The 14,138-nt window shown below is 64.1% G+C and carries 14 protein-coding genes, 2 tRNA genes and 2 pseudogenes; 3 read left to right on the top strand and 15 right to left on the bottom strand.

Annotation, left to right across the window (positions count from 1 at the left end; genetic code table 11):
* Positions 1–2: 2 nt before the first annotated feature.
* Together CLV71_RS48200 and CLV71_RS43575 are read right to left on the bottom strand one after the other, a co-directional pair.
* Positions 3–167 (bottom strand): hypothetical protein, encoded by a 165-nt coding sequence (locus CLV71_RS48200; protein ID WP_166664494.1) that lies wholly within the window; start codon positions 165–167, stop codon positions 3–5.
* 76 nt (positions 168–243) lie between these two features.
* Entirely contained in the window at positions 244–813 is a 570-nt protein-coding gene (locus CLV71_RS43575) for a winged helix-turn-helix domain-containing protein (protein ID WP_133908846.1), read from the bottom strand.
* Between the two features lie 84 nt (positions 814–897).
* On the opposite strand from CLV71_RS43575, the gene fdhD reads away from it, so the two are divergent.
* Together fdhD and CLV71_RS50830 are read left to right on the top strand one after the other, a co-directional pair.
* Positions 898–1,722, top strand: a complete 825-nt coding sequence (gene fdhD / locus CLV71_RS43580; RefSeq protein ID WP_133908847.1) for a formate dehydrogenase accessory sulfurtransferase FdhD — start codon at positions 898–900, stop codon at positions 1,720–1,722.
* A 100-nt stretch (positions 1,723–1,822) separates the two neighbouring features.
* Positions 1,823–2,248, top strand: a complete 426-nt coding sequence (locus CLV71_RS50830; RefSeq protein ID WP_133908848.1) for an excalibur calcium-binding domain-containing protein — start codon at positions 1,823–1,825, stop codon at positions 2,246–2,248.
* Positions 2,249–2,560: 312 nt separating this feature from the next.
* Here the strand turns inward: CLV71_RS50830 and clpX are convergent, their stop codons facing one another.
* The 5 genes from clpX to CLV71_RS43610 all read right to left on the bottom strand — a co-directional run bounded on the left by clpX (position 2,561) and on the right by CLV71_RS43610 (position 7,031).
* Positions 2,561–3,862 carry an ATP-dependent Clp protease ATP-binding subunit ClpX gene (clpX, locus tag CLV71_RS43590; protein WP_133908849.1) on the bottom strand — a complete coding sequence of 434 codons (1,302 nt, stop codon included), beginning with the start codon at positions 3,860–3,862 and terminating at the stop codon, positions 2,561–2,563.
* Between the two features lie 235 nt (positions 3,863–4,097).
* Positions 4,098–4,727, bottom strand: coding sequence for an ATP-dependent Clp protease proteolytic subunit (locus CLV71_RS43595; protein WP_166664495.1), 630 nt, complete (start codon positions 4,725–4,727; stop codon positions 4,098–4,100).
* Between the two features lie 14 nt (positions 4,728–4,741).
* A complete protein-coding gene (locus CLV71_RS43600) occupies positions 4,742–5,341 on the bottom strand; it encodes an ATP-dependent Clp protease proteolytic subunit (RefSeq protein ID WP_133908894.1) in 600 nt (199 codons plus the stop codon).
* Between the two features lie 128 nt (positions 5,342–5,469).
* The gene (gene tig, locus CLV71_RS43605; RefSeq protein ID WP_133908850.1) at positions 5,470–6,840 is read right to left on the bottom strand and encodes a trigger factor; all 1,371 of its coding nucleotides are present in this window, start codon (positions 6,838–6,840) and stop codon (positions 5,470–5,472) included.
* Positions 6,841–6,957: 117 nt separating this feature from the next.
* A tRNA-Pro gene (locus CLV71_RS43610) sits at positions 6,958–7,031 on the bottom strand.
* 83 nt (positions 7,032–7,114) lie between these two features.
* On the opposite strand from CLV71_RS43610, the gene CLV71_RS43615 reads away from it, so the two are divergent.
* Positions 7,115–7,185 (top strand) — tRNA-Gly (locus tag CLV71_RS43615).
* A 281-nt stretch (positions 7,186–7,466) separates the two neighbouring features.
* Here the strand turns inward: CLV71_RS43615 and CLV71_RS50835 are convergent.
* The 8 genes and pseudogenes from CLV71_RS50835 to CLV71_RS43650 all read right to left on the bottom strand — a co-directional run.
* A pseudogene (locus CLV71_RS50835) lies at positions 7,467–7,679 on the bottom strand (tyrosine-type recombinase/integrase); the annotation flags it as partial.
* Entirely contained in the window at positions 7,680–8,309 is a 630-nt protein-coding gene (locus CLV71_RS43625; RefSeq protein ID WP_166664496.1) for a tyrosine-type recombinase/integrase, read from the bottom strand. It abuts the pseudogene before it with no gap.
* A 48-nt stretch (positions 8,310–8,357) separates the two neighbouring features.
* A pseudogene (locus CLV71_RS50890) lies at positions 8,358–8,504 on the bottom strand (hypothetical protein); the annotation flags it as partial.
* Positions 8,501–8,698, bottom strand: coding sequence for an excisionase family DNA-binding protein (locus CLV71_RS43630; protein ID WP_133908852.1), 198 nt, complete (start codon positions 8,696–8,698; stop codon positions 8,501–8,503). The pseudogene CLV71_RS50890 and the gene CLV71_RS43630, both read right to left, overlap by 4 nt.
* Before the next feature lie 30 nt (positions 8,699–8,728).
* Positions 8,729–9,496, bottom strand: coding sequence for a replication initiator (locus tag CLV71_RS43635; protein WP_341771718.1), 768 nt, complete (start codon positions 9,494–9,496; stop codon positions 8,729–8,731).
* A 62-nt stretch (positions 9,497–9,558) separates the two neighbouring features.
* Complete coding sequence (locus CLV71_RS43640; protein ID WP_133908853.1) at positions 9,559–11,697, bottom strand: hypothetical protein; 2,139 nt, start codon at positions 11,695–11,697, stop codon at positions 9,559–9,561.
* Positions 11,698–13,136: 1,439 nt separating this feature from the next.
* Positions 13,137–13,370 carry a DUF6228 family protein gene (locus CLV71_RS50840; RefSeq protein WP_424923960.1) on the bottom strand — a complete coding sequence of 78 codons (234 nt, stop codon included), beginning with the start codon at positions 13,368–13,370 and terminating at the stop codon, positions 13,137–13,139.
* 106 nt (positions 13,371–13,476) lie between these two features.
* Positions 13,477–13,995, bottom strand: coding sequence for a VanZ family protein (locus tag CLV71_RS43650; RefSeq protein WP_133908854.1), 519 nt, complete (start codon positions 13,993–13,995; stop codon positions 13,477–13,479).
* Positions 13,996–14,138: the final 143 nt, after the last annotated feature.

The raw sequence follows: 14,138 nt of genomic DNA on the forward strand, positions 1-14,138 counted from the left end.
GATCACGCAACACGAACGCGGCGGGCACCACCGGGTGCCGGCTTCGGCGCGGGCCGTGACTCCTCGCGCGCGTCCTTGGCGCGGCGGCTGACCCGGGACTCGTCCGCCTCGCGGACCAGGTCGTCGTGCCGGGCGGTCATCAGCTGCTGGATGGTGTACGGGTCCATGATCATCTCCTTGTTCGCGGGCAGGTCGAAGAGAGCTGTCGTCGGTCACGACAGCTGAGCTGTGGATGTGGTGCGGTTAGGGCTGCTGCGGCGCGACCGTGCTGGAGAGCAGCATCGTCACCGGCCGCGACCCCTCCGGTCGCAGTGACGGGTCGGCCCGGCGCTCGCCGAACTTGTCCAGAAGCGTCCGGACGGTGTCGACGATCTCCTGGACCTCGGCGGGCGTCATGTAGTCGGTGTTGTTGCTGATGCCGAGCACGAGCCGCCACTCGTCGGGTTCGAGGTGCGCGGTGAGGCTGCGCTCCTTGATCTGGGCGAGGGCGTAGTCGAGGAACGCACCCGAGGCGGCCTGGGCGGCCAGCTCGGACTCCTTGTCCATGCCGACGTCGCTGATGCTCTGCCCCTGGTGGACGAGGCGCCAGGGTTTCTCGCGCCCCTGCCCGCCCTCGGCCTGCTCCACGTAGTCGTACTTCGCGAGCAGGTTGAGGTGATACGAGCAGTTGGCGACGCTCTCGCCCGTCTCCTGGGCGCACTGGGTCGCCGTCGCGGTGCCCTCACGGCCGACGAACTCGATGAGCTTCCACCGCAGCGGGTGGGCGAGCGCCCGCAGCGCCTTCGGGTCCGTGATGTTCCTGCGTTCCTCCATGCTTCACAAGGTACGTTGCTCAAGACTTCTTGCGCAAGAGTTCTTTAGAAAGGGTTCTTTAGATCCTCGGTGTAGGCTGTATGCATGGGACGAGTGACCGTGCGCCGCCCAGTTCTCCGGGTCACCGAGGACGGCAGGAAGCGTCGCCAGGACGCCCTGGCCGCGGAGGAGCCGCTGGAGATCCGCGTGGGAGGCAAGGCCCTCGCGGTGACCATGCGCACCCCGGGGCACGACGTGGAGCTGACGCATGGCTTCCTGCTCACCGAGGGCGTGATCGGCAGCCCGCTCGACGTGAGCACGGCGAGGTACTGCGACAGCGTCGACGACCAGGGCCGCAACACCTACAACGTCCTGGACGTGGCGCTCGCCCCCGGCGTTGAGCCGCCTGATGTGGGCGTGGAGCGCAACTTCTACACGACGTCGTCCTGCGGGGTGTGCGGCAAGGCGGCCCTGGACGCGGTGAAGCTGAAGACCCGCTTCTCCCCGGCCGAGGACGCGTGCCGGGTGAGCCCGGAAGCCCTGGTGACGTTCCCGGACCTGCTACGCGAACGCCAGCGTGTCTTCGAGTCGACCGGTGGTCTGCACGCGGCGGGCATCTTCACCACGGCAGGCGAGCTGCTGGTGGTCCGCGAGGATGTCGGCAGGCACAACGCGGTGGACAAGGCGACGGGTTGGGCTCTGCTGGAGAAGCGCGTTCCCCTGGGTGGCACGGTGCTGATGGTGTCGGGCAGGGCGTCGTTCGAGCTGGTGCAGAAGGCCGCGATGGCGGGCATCCCCGTCCTGGCGGCGGTGTCGGCTCCGTCGTCGCTCGCCGTGGAGCTGGCGGACGAGCAGGGCATCACGTTGATCGGCTTCCTGCGGGGCACGAGCATGAACGTGTACACCCACGCGGAGCGCATCACCGACTAGCGACCCCAACCACCTCCACGTTCGGGTGACACGTCGCCGGATCGGGTGGACAAACCCCCATCGGGGTAACTCGCAGGTAACCGCCTGCGACCCCCGTGCCATGAAGCGCGCACTGACAGCCGCAGCCCTCCTCATCACCCTGACCGCATGCGGCGGCACACAACCCGGCTCGGACCCACTCCCAACCATAGAAACCCCGAAAACCACGACCGAGCGCACAACACCACCCCCCACAACTCCAACGACAGCAGCACCACCAACGTCGACGACGACCACCACCACACCCCCTCCGGCAGCACCGGCAACAGAGGCAACGAACGTCGCACCCCCACCGGTACAGCCAGCCCCCTACACCCCACCGGCAGCACCACCTGCGCCCTACACCCCACCAGCCGCACCGGCCGAGGCCTACTACGCGCACTGCTCCGAGGCCCGCGCAGCCGGCGCAGCCCCCCTGCACCGTGGCTCCCCCGGCTACCGCTCCGCCCTTGACCGCGACAACGACGGCGTGGCCTGCGAAAACTGACGAACAAACACAGACGGCATGGGCCACCCCAACACCGAAAGGGGTTCGGCCCATGCCGAGATACAAGAGCCTGACCGCCACACAGGCCCAGAACAGCACACAGTGGCCGCTAACTACCACCCACAGCTAGCTGAAGAACAAGCCTCTGGACACCGCCACCCGCTGGGCCAGGCACCGCCAAACCTGTCAGCGCCCTATCCCCTACCCGAACCGCTCACCACCGCAGGGCAACAAGCGGCCACACCCAACGCCGCTTGCCAAACCCCTGTCTGCCCCGGGCCGCTCGACCGGCCTGGGATCAACCCGCACCAATCAGGCGGACTTCTCGCGGCGCTCCCGCCGGGATGGCTGCCGAGCGACGATCGTCGGGTTCACGTTCTCCCGGACCGTCTGCTCGGTGATGACGACCTTCGCCACGTCGGTCCGCGACGGGATGTCGTACATGACCGGCTGCAGGACCTCCTCCATGATGGCCCGAAGCCCGCGGGCCCCGGTGCCACGGAGGATCGCCTGGTCGGCAACGGCCTCGAGAGCGGCGTCGGTGAACTCCAGCTCGACACCGTCCATCTCGAAGAGCTTCTGGTACTGCTTGACCAGCGCGTTCCTCGGCGCGGTCAGGATCTGCACCAGCGAGGTCTTGTCCAGGTTGGTCACCGACGCGACGACCGGGAGACGACCGATGAACTCGGGGATGAGCCCGAACTTGATCAGGTCCTCCGGCATGGTGTCGGAGAAGAAGTCGGCCGTGTCGATCTCGGCCTTGGACCGGATCTCGGCGCCGAAGCCGAGGCCCCGCTTGCCGACCCGGTCCTGGATGATCTTCTCGAGGCCCGCGAACGCCCCGGCCACGATGAACAGCACGTTCGTCGTGTCGATCTGGATGAACTCCTGGTGGGGGTGCTTGCGGCCACCCTGGGGCGGCACCGAGGCGGTGGTCCCCTCGAGGATCTTCAGGAGCGCCTGCTGCACGCCTTCGCCCGAGACGTCCCTGGTGATCGAGGGGTTCTCGGACTTGCGGGCGATCTTGTCGACCTCGTCGATGTAGATGATGCCGGTCTCGGCGCGCTTGACGTCGTAGTCGGCGGCCTGGATCAGCTTGAGGAGGATGTTCTCGACGTCCTCGCCCACGTAGCCGGCCTCGGTCAGCGCGGTGGCGTCCGCGATGGCGAACGGCACGTTCAGCAGCTTCGCGAGCGTCTGGGCCAGGTAGGTCTTGCCGCAGCCGGTTGGGCCGAGCAGCAGGATGTTGGACTTGGCGAGCTCGACGGTCTCCTCGCGGGACTCGCGGCCCTCACGCCCCTCGGGGCGGGCCCGGTCACCGGCCTGGATGCGCTTGTAGTGGTTGTAGACGGCCACGGCCAGCGTGCGCTTGGCCTCGTCCTGGCCGATGACGTACTGGTCGAGGAACTCGTCGATCTCCGCGGGCTTCGGGAGCTCGTCGAGTTTGACGTCGCCGGCCTCGGCCAGCTCCTCCTCGATGATCTCGTTACAGAGGTCGATGCACTCGTCGCAGATGTACACGCCGGGGCCGGCAATGAGTTTCTTCACCTGCTTCTGGCTCTTCCCGCAGAAAGAGCACTTCAGCAGGTCTCCGCCGTCGCCGATACGCGCCATGACCGCTGACCTCTGTCCCCTCCGGCGTGCCTCGGAGTGCACGCCTGGAATTTCTGGCCTTGCACGGGCCCTCGAGTGACAGTGTCGCGCACGCCACTCCAGGCCCGGTCGTGCCTGTTGCCTTCGACGGTACCTGCCAACCCCCACCTAGTGGGAGAACCTGACCGCCGAGTTGTCGGATTCGGCCGATCAGGTGGCCCCGGACCTCACGGTCCGGAGCCACTCCGCACCCAGGTCAGGGACGGCTGGCCGACAGCTTCCGGTACGGAAGCACCTCGTCGACGATGCCGTACTGCTGAGCCTCATCGGCAGTCAGGATCTTGTCGCGCTCGATGTCGATACGGATCTGCTCGGCGTCCCGGTTGGTGTGCCGGGCCAGCGTCGACTCCATGAGACGGCGCACGCGCTGGATCTCGTTGGCCTGGATCTCCAGGTCGGAGACCTGCCCGTACACGCCTTCCATGGCCGGCTGGTGGATCAGGATGCGGGAGTTCGGCAGCGCGAAACGCTTGCCGGGGGTTCCCGCCGCCAGCAGGACCGCGGCCGCCGAGGCGGCCTGACCGAGGCAGTAGGTCTGCACGTCGGGACGTGCGAACTGCATCGTGTCGTAGATCGCCATCAGCGAGGTGAACGAGCCACCGGGCGAGTTGATGTACATGATGATGTCGCGGTCGGGGTCGACCGACTCCAGGTACAGCAGCTGCGCCATCACGTCGTTGGCGGACGCGTCGTCGATCTGGACGCCGACGAAGATGATCCGCTCTTCGAACAGCTTGTTGTACGGGTTCGACTCCTTGACCCCGTAGCTGGTCCGCTCGACGAAGGACGGCAGCACGTACCGCGACTGCGGAGAGTAGTTGTTCACTGGTCTGTCCTCCTTCAGCGGTGGTGGCCGTTCGGCGTCTGGGCGGCGTGCCCGACGACGTGGTCGACGAAGCCGTACTCGCGGGCTTCCTCCGCGGTGAACCACCGGTCACGGTCGGCGTCCGCGGTGATCCGGTCCACGGTCTGGCCGGTCTGCTCCGCGGTGAGCTCCGCCATCTCGCGCTTCCAGCGGCCAAGCACCTCGGCCCGGATGGCGATGTCGGAGGCGGAGCCGCCGATGCCGCCGGAGGGCTGGTGCATCATGATCCGCGCGTGGGGCAGCGCGTAGCGCTTGCCCGGCGCCCCCGAGGAGAGCAGGAACTGCCCCATCGAGGCCGCCATGCCCATCGCCCAGGTCTGGACCTCGGGCTCGACGAGCATCATCGTGTCGTAGATCGCCATACCCGCGGTGACCGAGCCACCCGGCGAGTTGATGTAGAAGACGATGTCCTTCTCGGGGTCCTCCGCGGCGAGCAGCAGCAGCTGCGCGGTGATCCGGTTCGCGATCTCGTCGTCGACCTCGGAACCGAGGAACACGATCCGCTCACGGAGCAGCCGCTCGTACACCGAGTCGTTCAGGGTGAGCCCTGCGGTGCCCGACCGCATCTCGGGCATCTGCCGTGGTTGCGTCACGTCTGCCTGCCTTCTCCGCTCTGGTTGCGAGGTTGAACTGGTGTCATGTCCGACATTAACGAAGGCGGGCGGTATCGAATGCCCGACACCGCCCGAGTTCGCTCAGAGCGTCACTTGGCTTCTTCGACCTCGACCGGCGCGTCGGCGACGGCCTCGGCCTCACGGGGACCGAACAGCTCCTCGAGGTCCACGTTGTTGCCGCTCTCGTCGGTGACGACGGCCAGGCGCACGACAGAGGCAAGCGCCTTGCCGCGGCGCACGTCCGCGAAGATGGCGCCGAGCTGGCCGGACTGCTGTGCGCGCTGCACGTACTCGTCCGGGCTGATGCCGAAGCGCTGCGCCTGGTAGATGATCCGCTCGGTCAGCTCGTTGTCGCTGACGTTCACGTTCTCGGCGTCGGCGATGGAGTCGAGGACGAGCTGGGTCTTGACGGCCTTCTCGGCCTCTTCCTGCACCTCGCCGTTGAACTCGTCGAGGGTGCGTCCCTGGGAGGTGAGGAACTCCTCGAAGCGCGCCTCGTCGTGGTCGAACGTGTGGACCGCGTCGTGCTTGCGGACCTCGACCTCGGACTCGACGACCTTTTCCGGCAGTGGGACCTCGGTGACCTCGAGCAGCGCCTCGAGGACCTTGTCACGGGCCTGGACGCCCTGCTGCATCTTCTTGACGCGGGTCAGGCGCTCGCGGAGGTCGGCCCTGAGCTCGTCGATCGTGTCGAACTCGGAGGCCAGCTGGGCGAACTCGTCGTCGGGCTCGGGCAGCTCCCGAACCTTGACTGTGTTCACTTTGACCGTGACCTGAGCGTCTTCCCCGGCAAACTCACCGGCGACGAGCTTGGTGGTGAAGACCCGCTCCTCTTCGGCGGACAGCCCGGTGATGGCCTCGTCGATGCCTTCGATCATCTCGCCGGAGCCGACCTCGTAGGACAGGCCGCTGGTGTTGGCCTCCTCGACCTCGGTGCCGTTGACGGTGGCCGACAGGTCGATGGAGACGAAGTCGCCACTCTCGGCGGGCCGCTCGACACCGGCCAGGGTCCCGAACCGAGCCCGCAGCTCGTCAAGCTGCTCGTCGACTTCGGCGTCGGTGATCTCGAGGTCGTCGACGGTGACGGCAAGCTCCCCGAAGGCGGGGACAGTGATGTCAGGCCGAATGTCCACCTCAGCGGAGAACGCGATGTGGTCGCCGTCCTCCAGCTTGGTGACCTCGATGGCGGGCTGCCCGAGGGTGCGGACCTCACCCTCGGTGATGGCCTCCATGTACTTGGCGGGGATGGCCTCGTTGACGACCTCGTCAAGGATCGGCCCGCGCCCGATGCGCGACTCGATGACCCGAGCGGGGGCCTTGCCCGGCCGGAAGCCGGGGATGCGGACCTGCGAGGCGAGTTTCTTGTACGCGCGGTCGAAGTTCGGCTTGAGCTCGTCGAATGGCACCTCGACGTTGATCCGGACCCGCGTCGGGCTCAGGTGCTCGACGGTGCTCTTCAACGTGATCTCCCGGGTAGCGATGGTGTGGGCTCCCGCGAGTCTATGGAACTCGCCGGGACAGGCGGCGCGCGGGGCCGACCTGCAGGTCCAACACCATGCAGGCCGCCCCAAGCGAAGTCGGGCTGACAGGATTTGAACCTGCGACCCTTCGCTCCCAAAGCGAATGCGCTACCAAACTGCGCCACAGCCCGGCAGTCCCCAACCGGGGACGCCCGACACAGCGTATCGCGGCGCGCTAGGCTGTCTTCGCGCCGGCATGGGTTACGCGGCGCACGCGGGTGTAGCTCAATGGCAGAGCCCCAGCCTTCCAAGCTGGTCATGCGGGTTCGATTCCCGTCACCCGCTCGTTCGTGGGTCTCCCCTGTTCGCGGAGAGCGCTCACCCTGCTCACTCGCCATATTCCTTGGGGGCGCAGCCCCCAAACCCCACCCGGCGGGCTTCGCCCCCGGACCCCCTTCGGTGGTCGTCGTGCCCCTCGCGTGCCCCTTCGTGTCCGCCGTATCTCCTCCGGCCTCCGCCGCGCCGCTCTTGCGCTTCTTGGCGCCCTTCTTCTTGGCCTTCTTCCGAGCCTTCTTGACCATGGCGTCCATTCCGGCGGCGATGTCCTTGCCCCGCTCCTCCCGCGCGTGGAGGTAGACGAGCGCCGCGCGGGTCGAGCCGTGGCCCATCCGGTCCATCAGCTCCCGCAGGGTCGCGCCGGTCTCGGCGGCGAGGGTGTTGCCGGTGTGCCGGAGGTCGTGCAGGTGCAGGTCCGGGATGCCTGCCGCTTCCCGGGCCTTGGCCCAGATGGTGTGGAAGTTGTTCCTGGTGGGCCGCCCGCCCTTCGCGCCGAGGAACACTCAGGCGGACTTCGCCGGCTTCACGAACCGGTCGAGGTGTGCCGTCATCTCGGCGACCATGAATGGCGGCACGATGACCCGACGCTTACCGGCCGCGGACTTCGGGTCTGTCGAGATGATCTGCTGCTTGTTGGTCTGAATCGCCTGCCGCCGGACGTGCACCACCCCGTTCACGAGGTCGAGGTCCTGCCGCTGGAGCCCGACCATCTCCGCGAACCGCAACGAGGCGAATGTGGCGAGCAACACCATCAGCCGGTATCGCGGCTGGATCGCGTCGGCCGCCTTGAGCGCCTCCTTGATGGTGGCGATGGGACGTTCCGGGCTCTTCTCCGCACTGGCGCCCTTGATGACGCACGGGTTGGACTTGATCAGCCCGTCTTCCAGGTGGGCTGTGTTCATCGCGGCCTTGAGCAGCCGGTACGCCTTGGCCACGGTCACCGCGCCGACCCCGGCATCCAGCAGGTCCTTACGCCAGGTCCGGACCCGTGCGGCGGACATGTCGCCGAGCATCACCTGCCCGATGTGCGGACCGATGTGGTTGCGCAGCAGCCCCTCGTACAGCTCCACGGTCCGAATGGCCAGACCGGGCCGCTCCTCGATCCACCGGCCGATGTACTCCCCGACCGGCACGATGCCCGCCTCAGGATCAGCCCAGTCCCCACGCCCGAGGTCCGTCTCGGCCGCCGACAGCCACCGTTCAGCGTCACCCCTCCGAGTGAAGGTCTCCGGAGCGTTGCGAAGCACACCGTCCGGCCCCGGATACCGCGCCTGCCACCGCCCGGAGGGAAGTTGCCGAACTCTTCCGAACCGACGCCGCACACTCATGACGCCCTCCGCACATACCGCCGCACCGAAGCCCGATCGAACGCCTCCACACGCCCCGCACTGGCGAAAGCCTCCAGGTCATCGATGTCGAGCCGCACGTACTTACCGACCTTGTGGAACGGAATCCGCCGCTCCGCGATCAGCCGGCGCACGAACCGGACGCCCGTGCCGAGGTACTCGGCCGCCTCTTCCACCGTGTAGCACTTCTTCACTTCGCTCCCCCTCTACGCCGCTGACCGAGTTGCCGAAACTTCCCCGGCCGCGAGTAACGCCTTGTCGTACTCAGCCCGCCATCGGATCCGCTCAGCGATCGCGTGCATGAGCAGGTGCGCCCGAGGCGGGACGTTGGGGTCACCGGGCTGGACCTTGTGCCAAACCAGCCGCCGAGGCTCCTCAACCGTCTTCTCGATCCCGATGTCGGCGAGCGCCTGGAGCACGAAGGCCCGCCGGTCCGCCCGGTGGTCGGCGAGCGTCTTGCCCGACCACTTCCGCGAGACCAGCACCCGCCGACCCGGAAGCCCGAGCGTCGTGCGGCGGTGTGCCCGCGCCTTACAGTGACCGGGCGATGTCTTACTGCTCGTTCCAAGCGGTTGGACGCCATAAAGCAGCCAGACCGCGCACCGGGGCGAGCACGGCGTCAGGGACAACTCGGCATGCAGCCGGTCGTGGTGCCGCCGCTGACGGTCGGAGTCCGCCTCCACGATCTCGCCGAGCGACTTGGTCAGGTACTTCGTCAGGTAGCCGATGTGCCGCCCGGACTCCTCCGAGCCGCCGAGGATGCCCTTGGAATGCACCTGCCGCCCGAACGTCGACACGTGCGCCGGCTCCTCCACCGCCTCGAGCGCATCAGCCCACACGGTCAGCGGCACGCGGGTGTCCGGGTCCACGAACTGCTTCCCGTCCCACACCGGCAGCCGATCACCGCCGTAGACCGATAGGTCATGCGCTGGCCTTAGTCGATCATCCACCCGCCTAATTCGACCATCTATAATTTACCCAAAGTCACTTTGACAACAAACTCCCACCTTCGAAACGCTAAGACTTGGATCAATAATTATCTTCGCCCCTGATCTCCCTTTCGGTTAAGCACAGTTATAAGCTTCGAAATACCGTCGGTTGGGCTACCACTTAAAATATCCTGTAAACTAATTCCGTAATGCGACAGTACAGTAGTGTTTAAATAATAGTGATTGGGGGCGCGATCAATAACGCCCAATTCACACAGACGCGCAAGGAAACGCTTCCGGTGGACGTTATCTTTGACTACGCGCTGATCCAAAAGATCAGCGTAAACGCTCGGCATTGGACCGAGCCCCTGACTAAATCGTCGCAATAGCGAACGCAACGTCAAGAACCCGTACCAATCAATAACCTCTCCAGCTTCAGACTCATCAACCAAATACGGAATGAAGGCGGAGACGGGATGTCTGCCTACTACTCGGAGAGCTCCCACCTTGGGGCTATCAATATTCAGATTCTTTCGCACCTCGATTGTCTTCACTGCGAGAATGCTGGGTTCTCCGATTGGGTCGACAGAAAGGCTACCGACATCAATCATCAGCTCATTGCATCGAACGGTCACACTAGGGCCGATTGTAAACCGATCACGAGCGCCCAAAAATCCCACTCCCGCATCAGTATTAATATACACCCTCCGCAAGTTATCTCTGATTTCAAGGAACCCAGAAAGCTCTACAACATCAAATTCCAGAATAATTCGGAATTCTTTACCACGAGTTTCGACAAGGATAACACGAGCCCACGTGTCTTGCTGGAAGAAGAACGCCATCCGTTCACCATACGGAATAAAAGACTGACTGTAGGAATCCAAAATCCACACGACAAGATTCTCACGAAGCTGCGCGATATCATCAGCTATTCTCGGTGCAAATTCATGTACAAACTGATAGAAGAATGGTCCAACAGATGTTACGTGACTTATCGGCTCACGATCGAGCACGACACGAACCGCTACGTCTACCGCAGCCTTCGCGCGAATGTAGTCGGCAAATACAACATTAACGGCCTCCCGTTCGACCAAGAAAGGATGGTCTGCGATCTGCAATTCAGTGAAAGAATCATACTCCGCGCGGATACTACTTGGAATATCGACAGGAAAAGGTGTGGCCAACGCAAGTCTACCGCTACGCGCCACCAAGCGGATTCCCTGCTCTTCCGGCGCATACATTCTTGCAAAATTGTCCCAGTCATCATTAGCGGGAAGCTTGGCGCGCAATTGGGGCACCACTTGATCTGTAAACTTCTTCTGCTCACGAACCAATATGTTCTCAATGATCTCCAGAAGAACCTTGGCTGGCGTAGCTCGAAATGATCGGTTATCACCTTGCTCCTTCTGTGGGTTGGCCACCGCTAGGTACTCCGCAAGCACGGAGAGAACCGGCGCATAACCAAGAAAACTACTCAATTCCTCCCAACGTTCAGAAGGCTCCTTCACGACCGATGAAGTCAATGCTGACGCGACTTCTCTAATTCGTTTGTCGCGCATCGCGGCGAATGGCCCCGGATGTTTTCTTGCCACATCATAGAACCGACCGCTGCCGTGATGCACGCTATCTTGCACGTTCAAGTACGAAGTAATGTAGTCGCATGCCTGACGATAGGTGAAAAACTCTATTGTTGCAGTCGCTATCGACGTGGCATGTTCTGTAAAATACGTTCTCACAAGGTTCGCAGTGTCTGGACGGCTAAACAGAATTATATTTGGCCGCCGGGATATTCGACCCGAACCGGCAAGCTTCCTCACGTTGTCCAGAAACGCTTCGAAGTTAGTCGTTCCAGCCTTAAGGTGAGCTTCATCAAGAGCATCTACGATAACTCCCGTGCTACCTCTGGAGACCTCCGGCAGGAAGGGCGAATCAAAACCAAATGCATCTTGGATCAAGCCAGTTAGGGAATATGAGCCAACCTGCGCCTTTGCGGCGTCAACTAGTGGCCACTTCACTCTTTCTGCGAGCGCCAAAGCAGCAGCAGACTTGCCGACGGCGCCCGCCGCCTCGATGACAACTACGCTAGCGTCGACTTCTCCTTCCCATCCTCGTAGACGGGGCCAAACATACCCCTCGGGCGCACGAGGGGAGACACTGATGGCCTTGACTTCCTCGTCTGTCTTCGTAGGTTGCGCAGAAGCCGCCGACAGGACGCTAGCAAGGTCTTCCAACGTGTCAATCAACACAACTCCACTTTCTCAAGGGGCGCTACGAGCTCCGACTGATTGTCTAGCTGACCGTCATTGAGTTCACAGTCTGTCGAATTTAGCTCTATGGGATCAAGACGCGCCGCCGTCGGCGGCGCGGTTGGCCGGTCGCGTTGGTGACGTGGCCCGCATCCATCGCGGCACGGGCGGCTTCCGCTCCGCTCACGCCGCCCGGCCTGCGCGGCGCAGCCCATGCACTCGCGACGGGAGCGCCACCGGCGCCACCGGCGGCGCCGGTGATCGTTGCTCATACCGAACTCATCGTCGGTTTTAGCCCGAGTGTGTCGGTCTTATGTGGAGCTTTAGGCCCCCAGGCCAGGATTCACCCGTTTGTGTGACGGCACGAGGCCAGACCGGGACGTTTCCGCAGCAAAAGTGGACATAAACGTGACATGGATGGCGCCTCTAGAACGCATAACCAGGTGAACCGATCCTTGCTGCGCACGTACGGCTCGGGCATGGGGAAGTGAAGCCGTCGGCGTGTCGTCTGCACGGCCCTCGGATCGATCCTCAACGGCTGGTTGGCTGCCAGCTGGTCCCTGTAGTCGCCACCTGGCACCACTTCCCTGGGAAGCCGGTCGGCGGGCCTCTCGACGTGTGGCTCATCGACGGCGGGGGCGCTGCCACCCACATCACCATTCCCGCGGATTGGTGCCTGCTCGATGACGAGGGTGCGCCCGTCGACGGATACGACATGGGCGAGCATGGATTCGTCTCGGTCAGTCCGGTTGGGGACGCCACTCCTTTCGCCCGGCGCCTAGGGAGTACCAACCTCGCCGTTCGGGAGGAGCACGATCCGTAGACCGGGCGTGTGGCCACTCGAACTCGACTTCGCCGATGGCGGTATTCGCTGTGGTGGGTGGGGCGGAGACTCCCAGCTCTCCGACATCAGTCACGGTGGGCCGCCCCCTCAGCAGCCCCTGAGCGTCTAACACCGGGACACCGGCATCAAGGACGCATGCGCGCCGCTGACGCGGTGGCTTCGCCATCCTTGACACCGGCGTCCCGGCGCTAGAGATGGCCAGGGCGAGGGGTACGGCGGGGTGTAGGCGCCGAGGTAGGGTCCATTGCGCCTGGTCACGTCGCTCAGCGCGTGGTGAATTTCGTGCCCCCCGCGTGCCCCTTCTCATGGTCAATAGGGGTCAAATCAGGGGTCCCAGCGGCTAGGACCTTTGCGTTTGCGCTGGTCAGAGGGTTGCGACGTCGGGCCGGAGATCTCGTGCTGATCTTCCAAGCTGGCCATGCAGGTCAATTCTCATTACCCGCTTCAGGAGCGAAAGCCCAGGTCACACTGCATGCAGGAAGCGATACCTGGCCGCGGCCAGGGGTGCGCATCTGTTCTCCCGCCTCGATTCGTACTCTGGCCGAGGCGCTCCATTGGCCTCGCCAGCTGTGTGGGGATTAGCGCAGCGTCCAGGTCAGATCCGTGTAGCCGCCTTTGGCGTGTACTGCTCCACGCTGAGGTCGCGGGACCAGGTCTGCCACGTGCGCACGTTCTCCCACCCGGCGAAGTCTGCCGCCAGTTGGTCCAGGAATGTGCTCAGGTGCTCCCCGGCCACTCCTACCCTGAGGCCGTGGGCTGTCGCTGCAACGTCTCTTCGTCGCCGGTCAGTGTCAGCTGGACGCAGATCTGCACCGAGCCGTCCGTCCATGGGTCCACTCGGTTCCACCGTCTCACTTGTGGACCGTTCGGTTCGCCTATCATCAGCGCGATGTTTCGCTCAGGGAATCGTCGTGTGCCCAGTCCACTGGTGGAGCCTAATGGTCGTTTAGCGGTTTACTGGTCAGCTCCCTCTGCCTTCGCTTGGTTACTGTGATTGTGGCGCTCGCCAGGAGGACGGCGATGACCGCGCCCGCCGTGTTCATCGCCCAGTCGTTTGTGTCGCAGGATCTTCCTATGGCGGGGATCAGGCCCTGTACGACCTCTATCCCTGCGGACAGGAATGTTCCTGACGCCAACACCAGCAGTGGTTTTCGGGTTGCCAGTGTTGCGAAGTAGACCAGCGGCAAGAACAGTGCGACGTTGGCTAGTAGCTCTACCGCACGTGGCGATGGCATCGAGAACTGGACCACGCAGAACACGAAGCTTCGGCCCGCCGTCGGGTTCAATGTCATCACGACGACCGGCAGCAGCGACAGGCCCGCCAGCGTCCACAGGATCTGGTGGCTGTAGCGGGCGCGCACCAGCAGGTAGCCCGCGATGACACAGATGACGGCGATCAGCGCCATCACCACCGGCATCAGCGCCGGGTGCTCCAGCATGAAGGTCGCGATCATTGGAAGGTTGATCCTACCTGCCCGCAGGCAGGCATCCGAGGTTCCTCACCGCGTGGAGTTCGGCGAGTTCACCAAAGGTGCTTGTGCGCCTGGGGCTTCGCCTTGCATCTTCTTCGACTCGTTTTGATCCTTCTGGGGTCGGT

The sequence above is a fragment of the Actinophytocola oryzae genome (genome assembly GCF_004364325.1).
Taxonomy (GTDB): Bacteria; Actinomycetota; Actinomycetes; order Mycobacteriales; family Pseudonocardiaceae; genus Actinophytocola; species Actinophytocola oryzae.

Excerpts from the sequence above, each read along its gene's own strand:
- CLV71_RS50840 (WP_424923960.1), bottom strand. The coding sequence starts at position 13,370 with ATGGACGGACGGCTCGGTGCAGATCTGCGTCCAGCTGACACTGACCGG.
- CLV71_RS43600 (WP_133908894.1), bottom strand. The coding sequence starts at position 5,341 with ATGCCCGAGATGCGGTCGGGCACCGCAGGGCTCACCCTGAACGACTCG.
- clpX (WP_133908849.1), bottom strand. The coding sequence starts at position 3,862 with ATGGCGCGTATCGGCGACGGCGGAGACCTGCTGAAGTGCTCTTTCTGC.
- CLV71_RS43575 (WP_133908846.1), bottom strand. The coding sequence starts at position 813 with ATGGAGGAACGCAGGAACATCACGGACCCGAAGGCGCTGCGGGCGCTC.
- fdhD (WP_133908847.1), top strand. The coding sequence starts at position 898 with ATGGGACGAGTGACCGTGCGCCGCCCAGTTCTCCGGGTCACCGAGGAC.
- CLV71_RS43650 (WP_133908854.1), bottom strand. The coding sequence starts at position 13,995 with ATGATCGCGACCTTCATGCTGGAGCACCCGGCGCTGATGCCGGTGGTG.
- CLV71_RS50830 (WP_133908848.1), top strand. The coding sequence starts at position 1,823 with ATGAAGCGCGCACTGACAGCCGCAGCCCTCCTCATCACCCTGACCGCA.
- CLV71_RS48200 (WP_166664494.1), bottom strand. The coding sequence starts at position 167 with ATGGACCCGTACACCATCCAGCAGCTGATGACCGCCCGGCACGACGAC.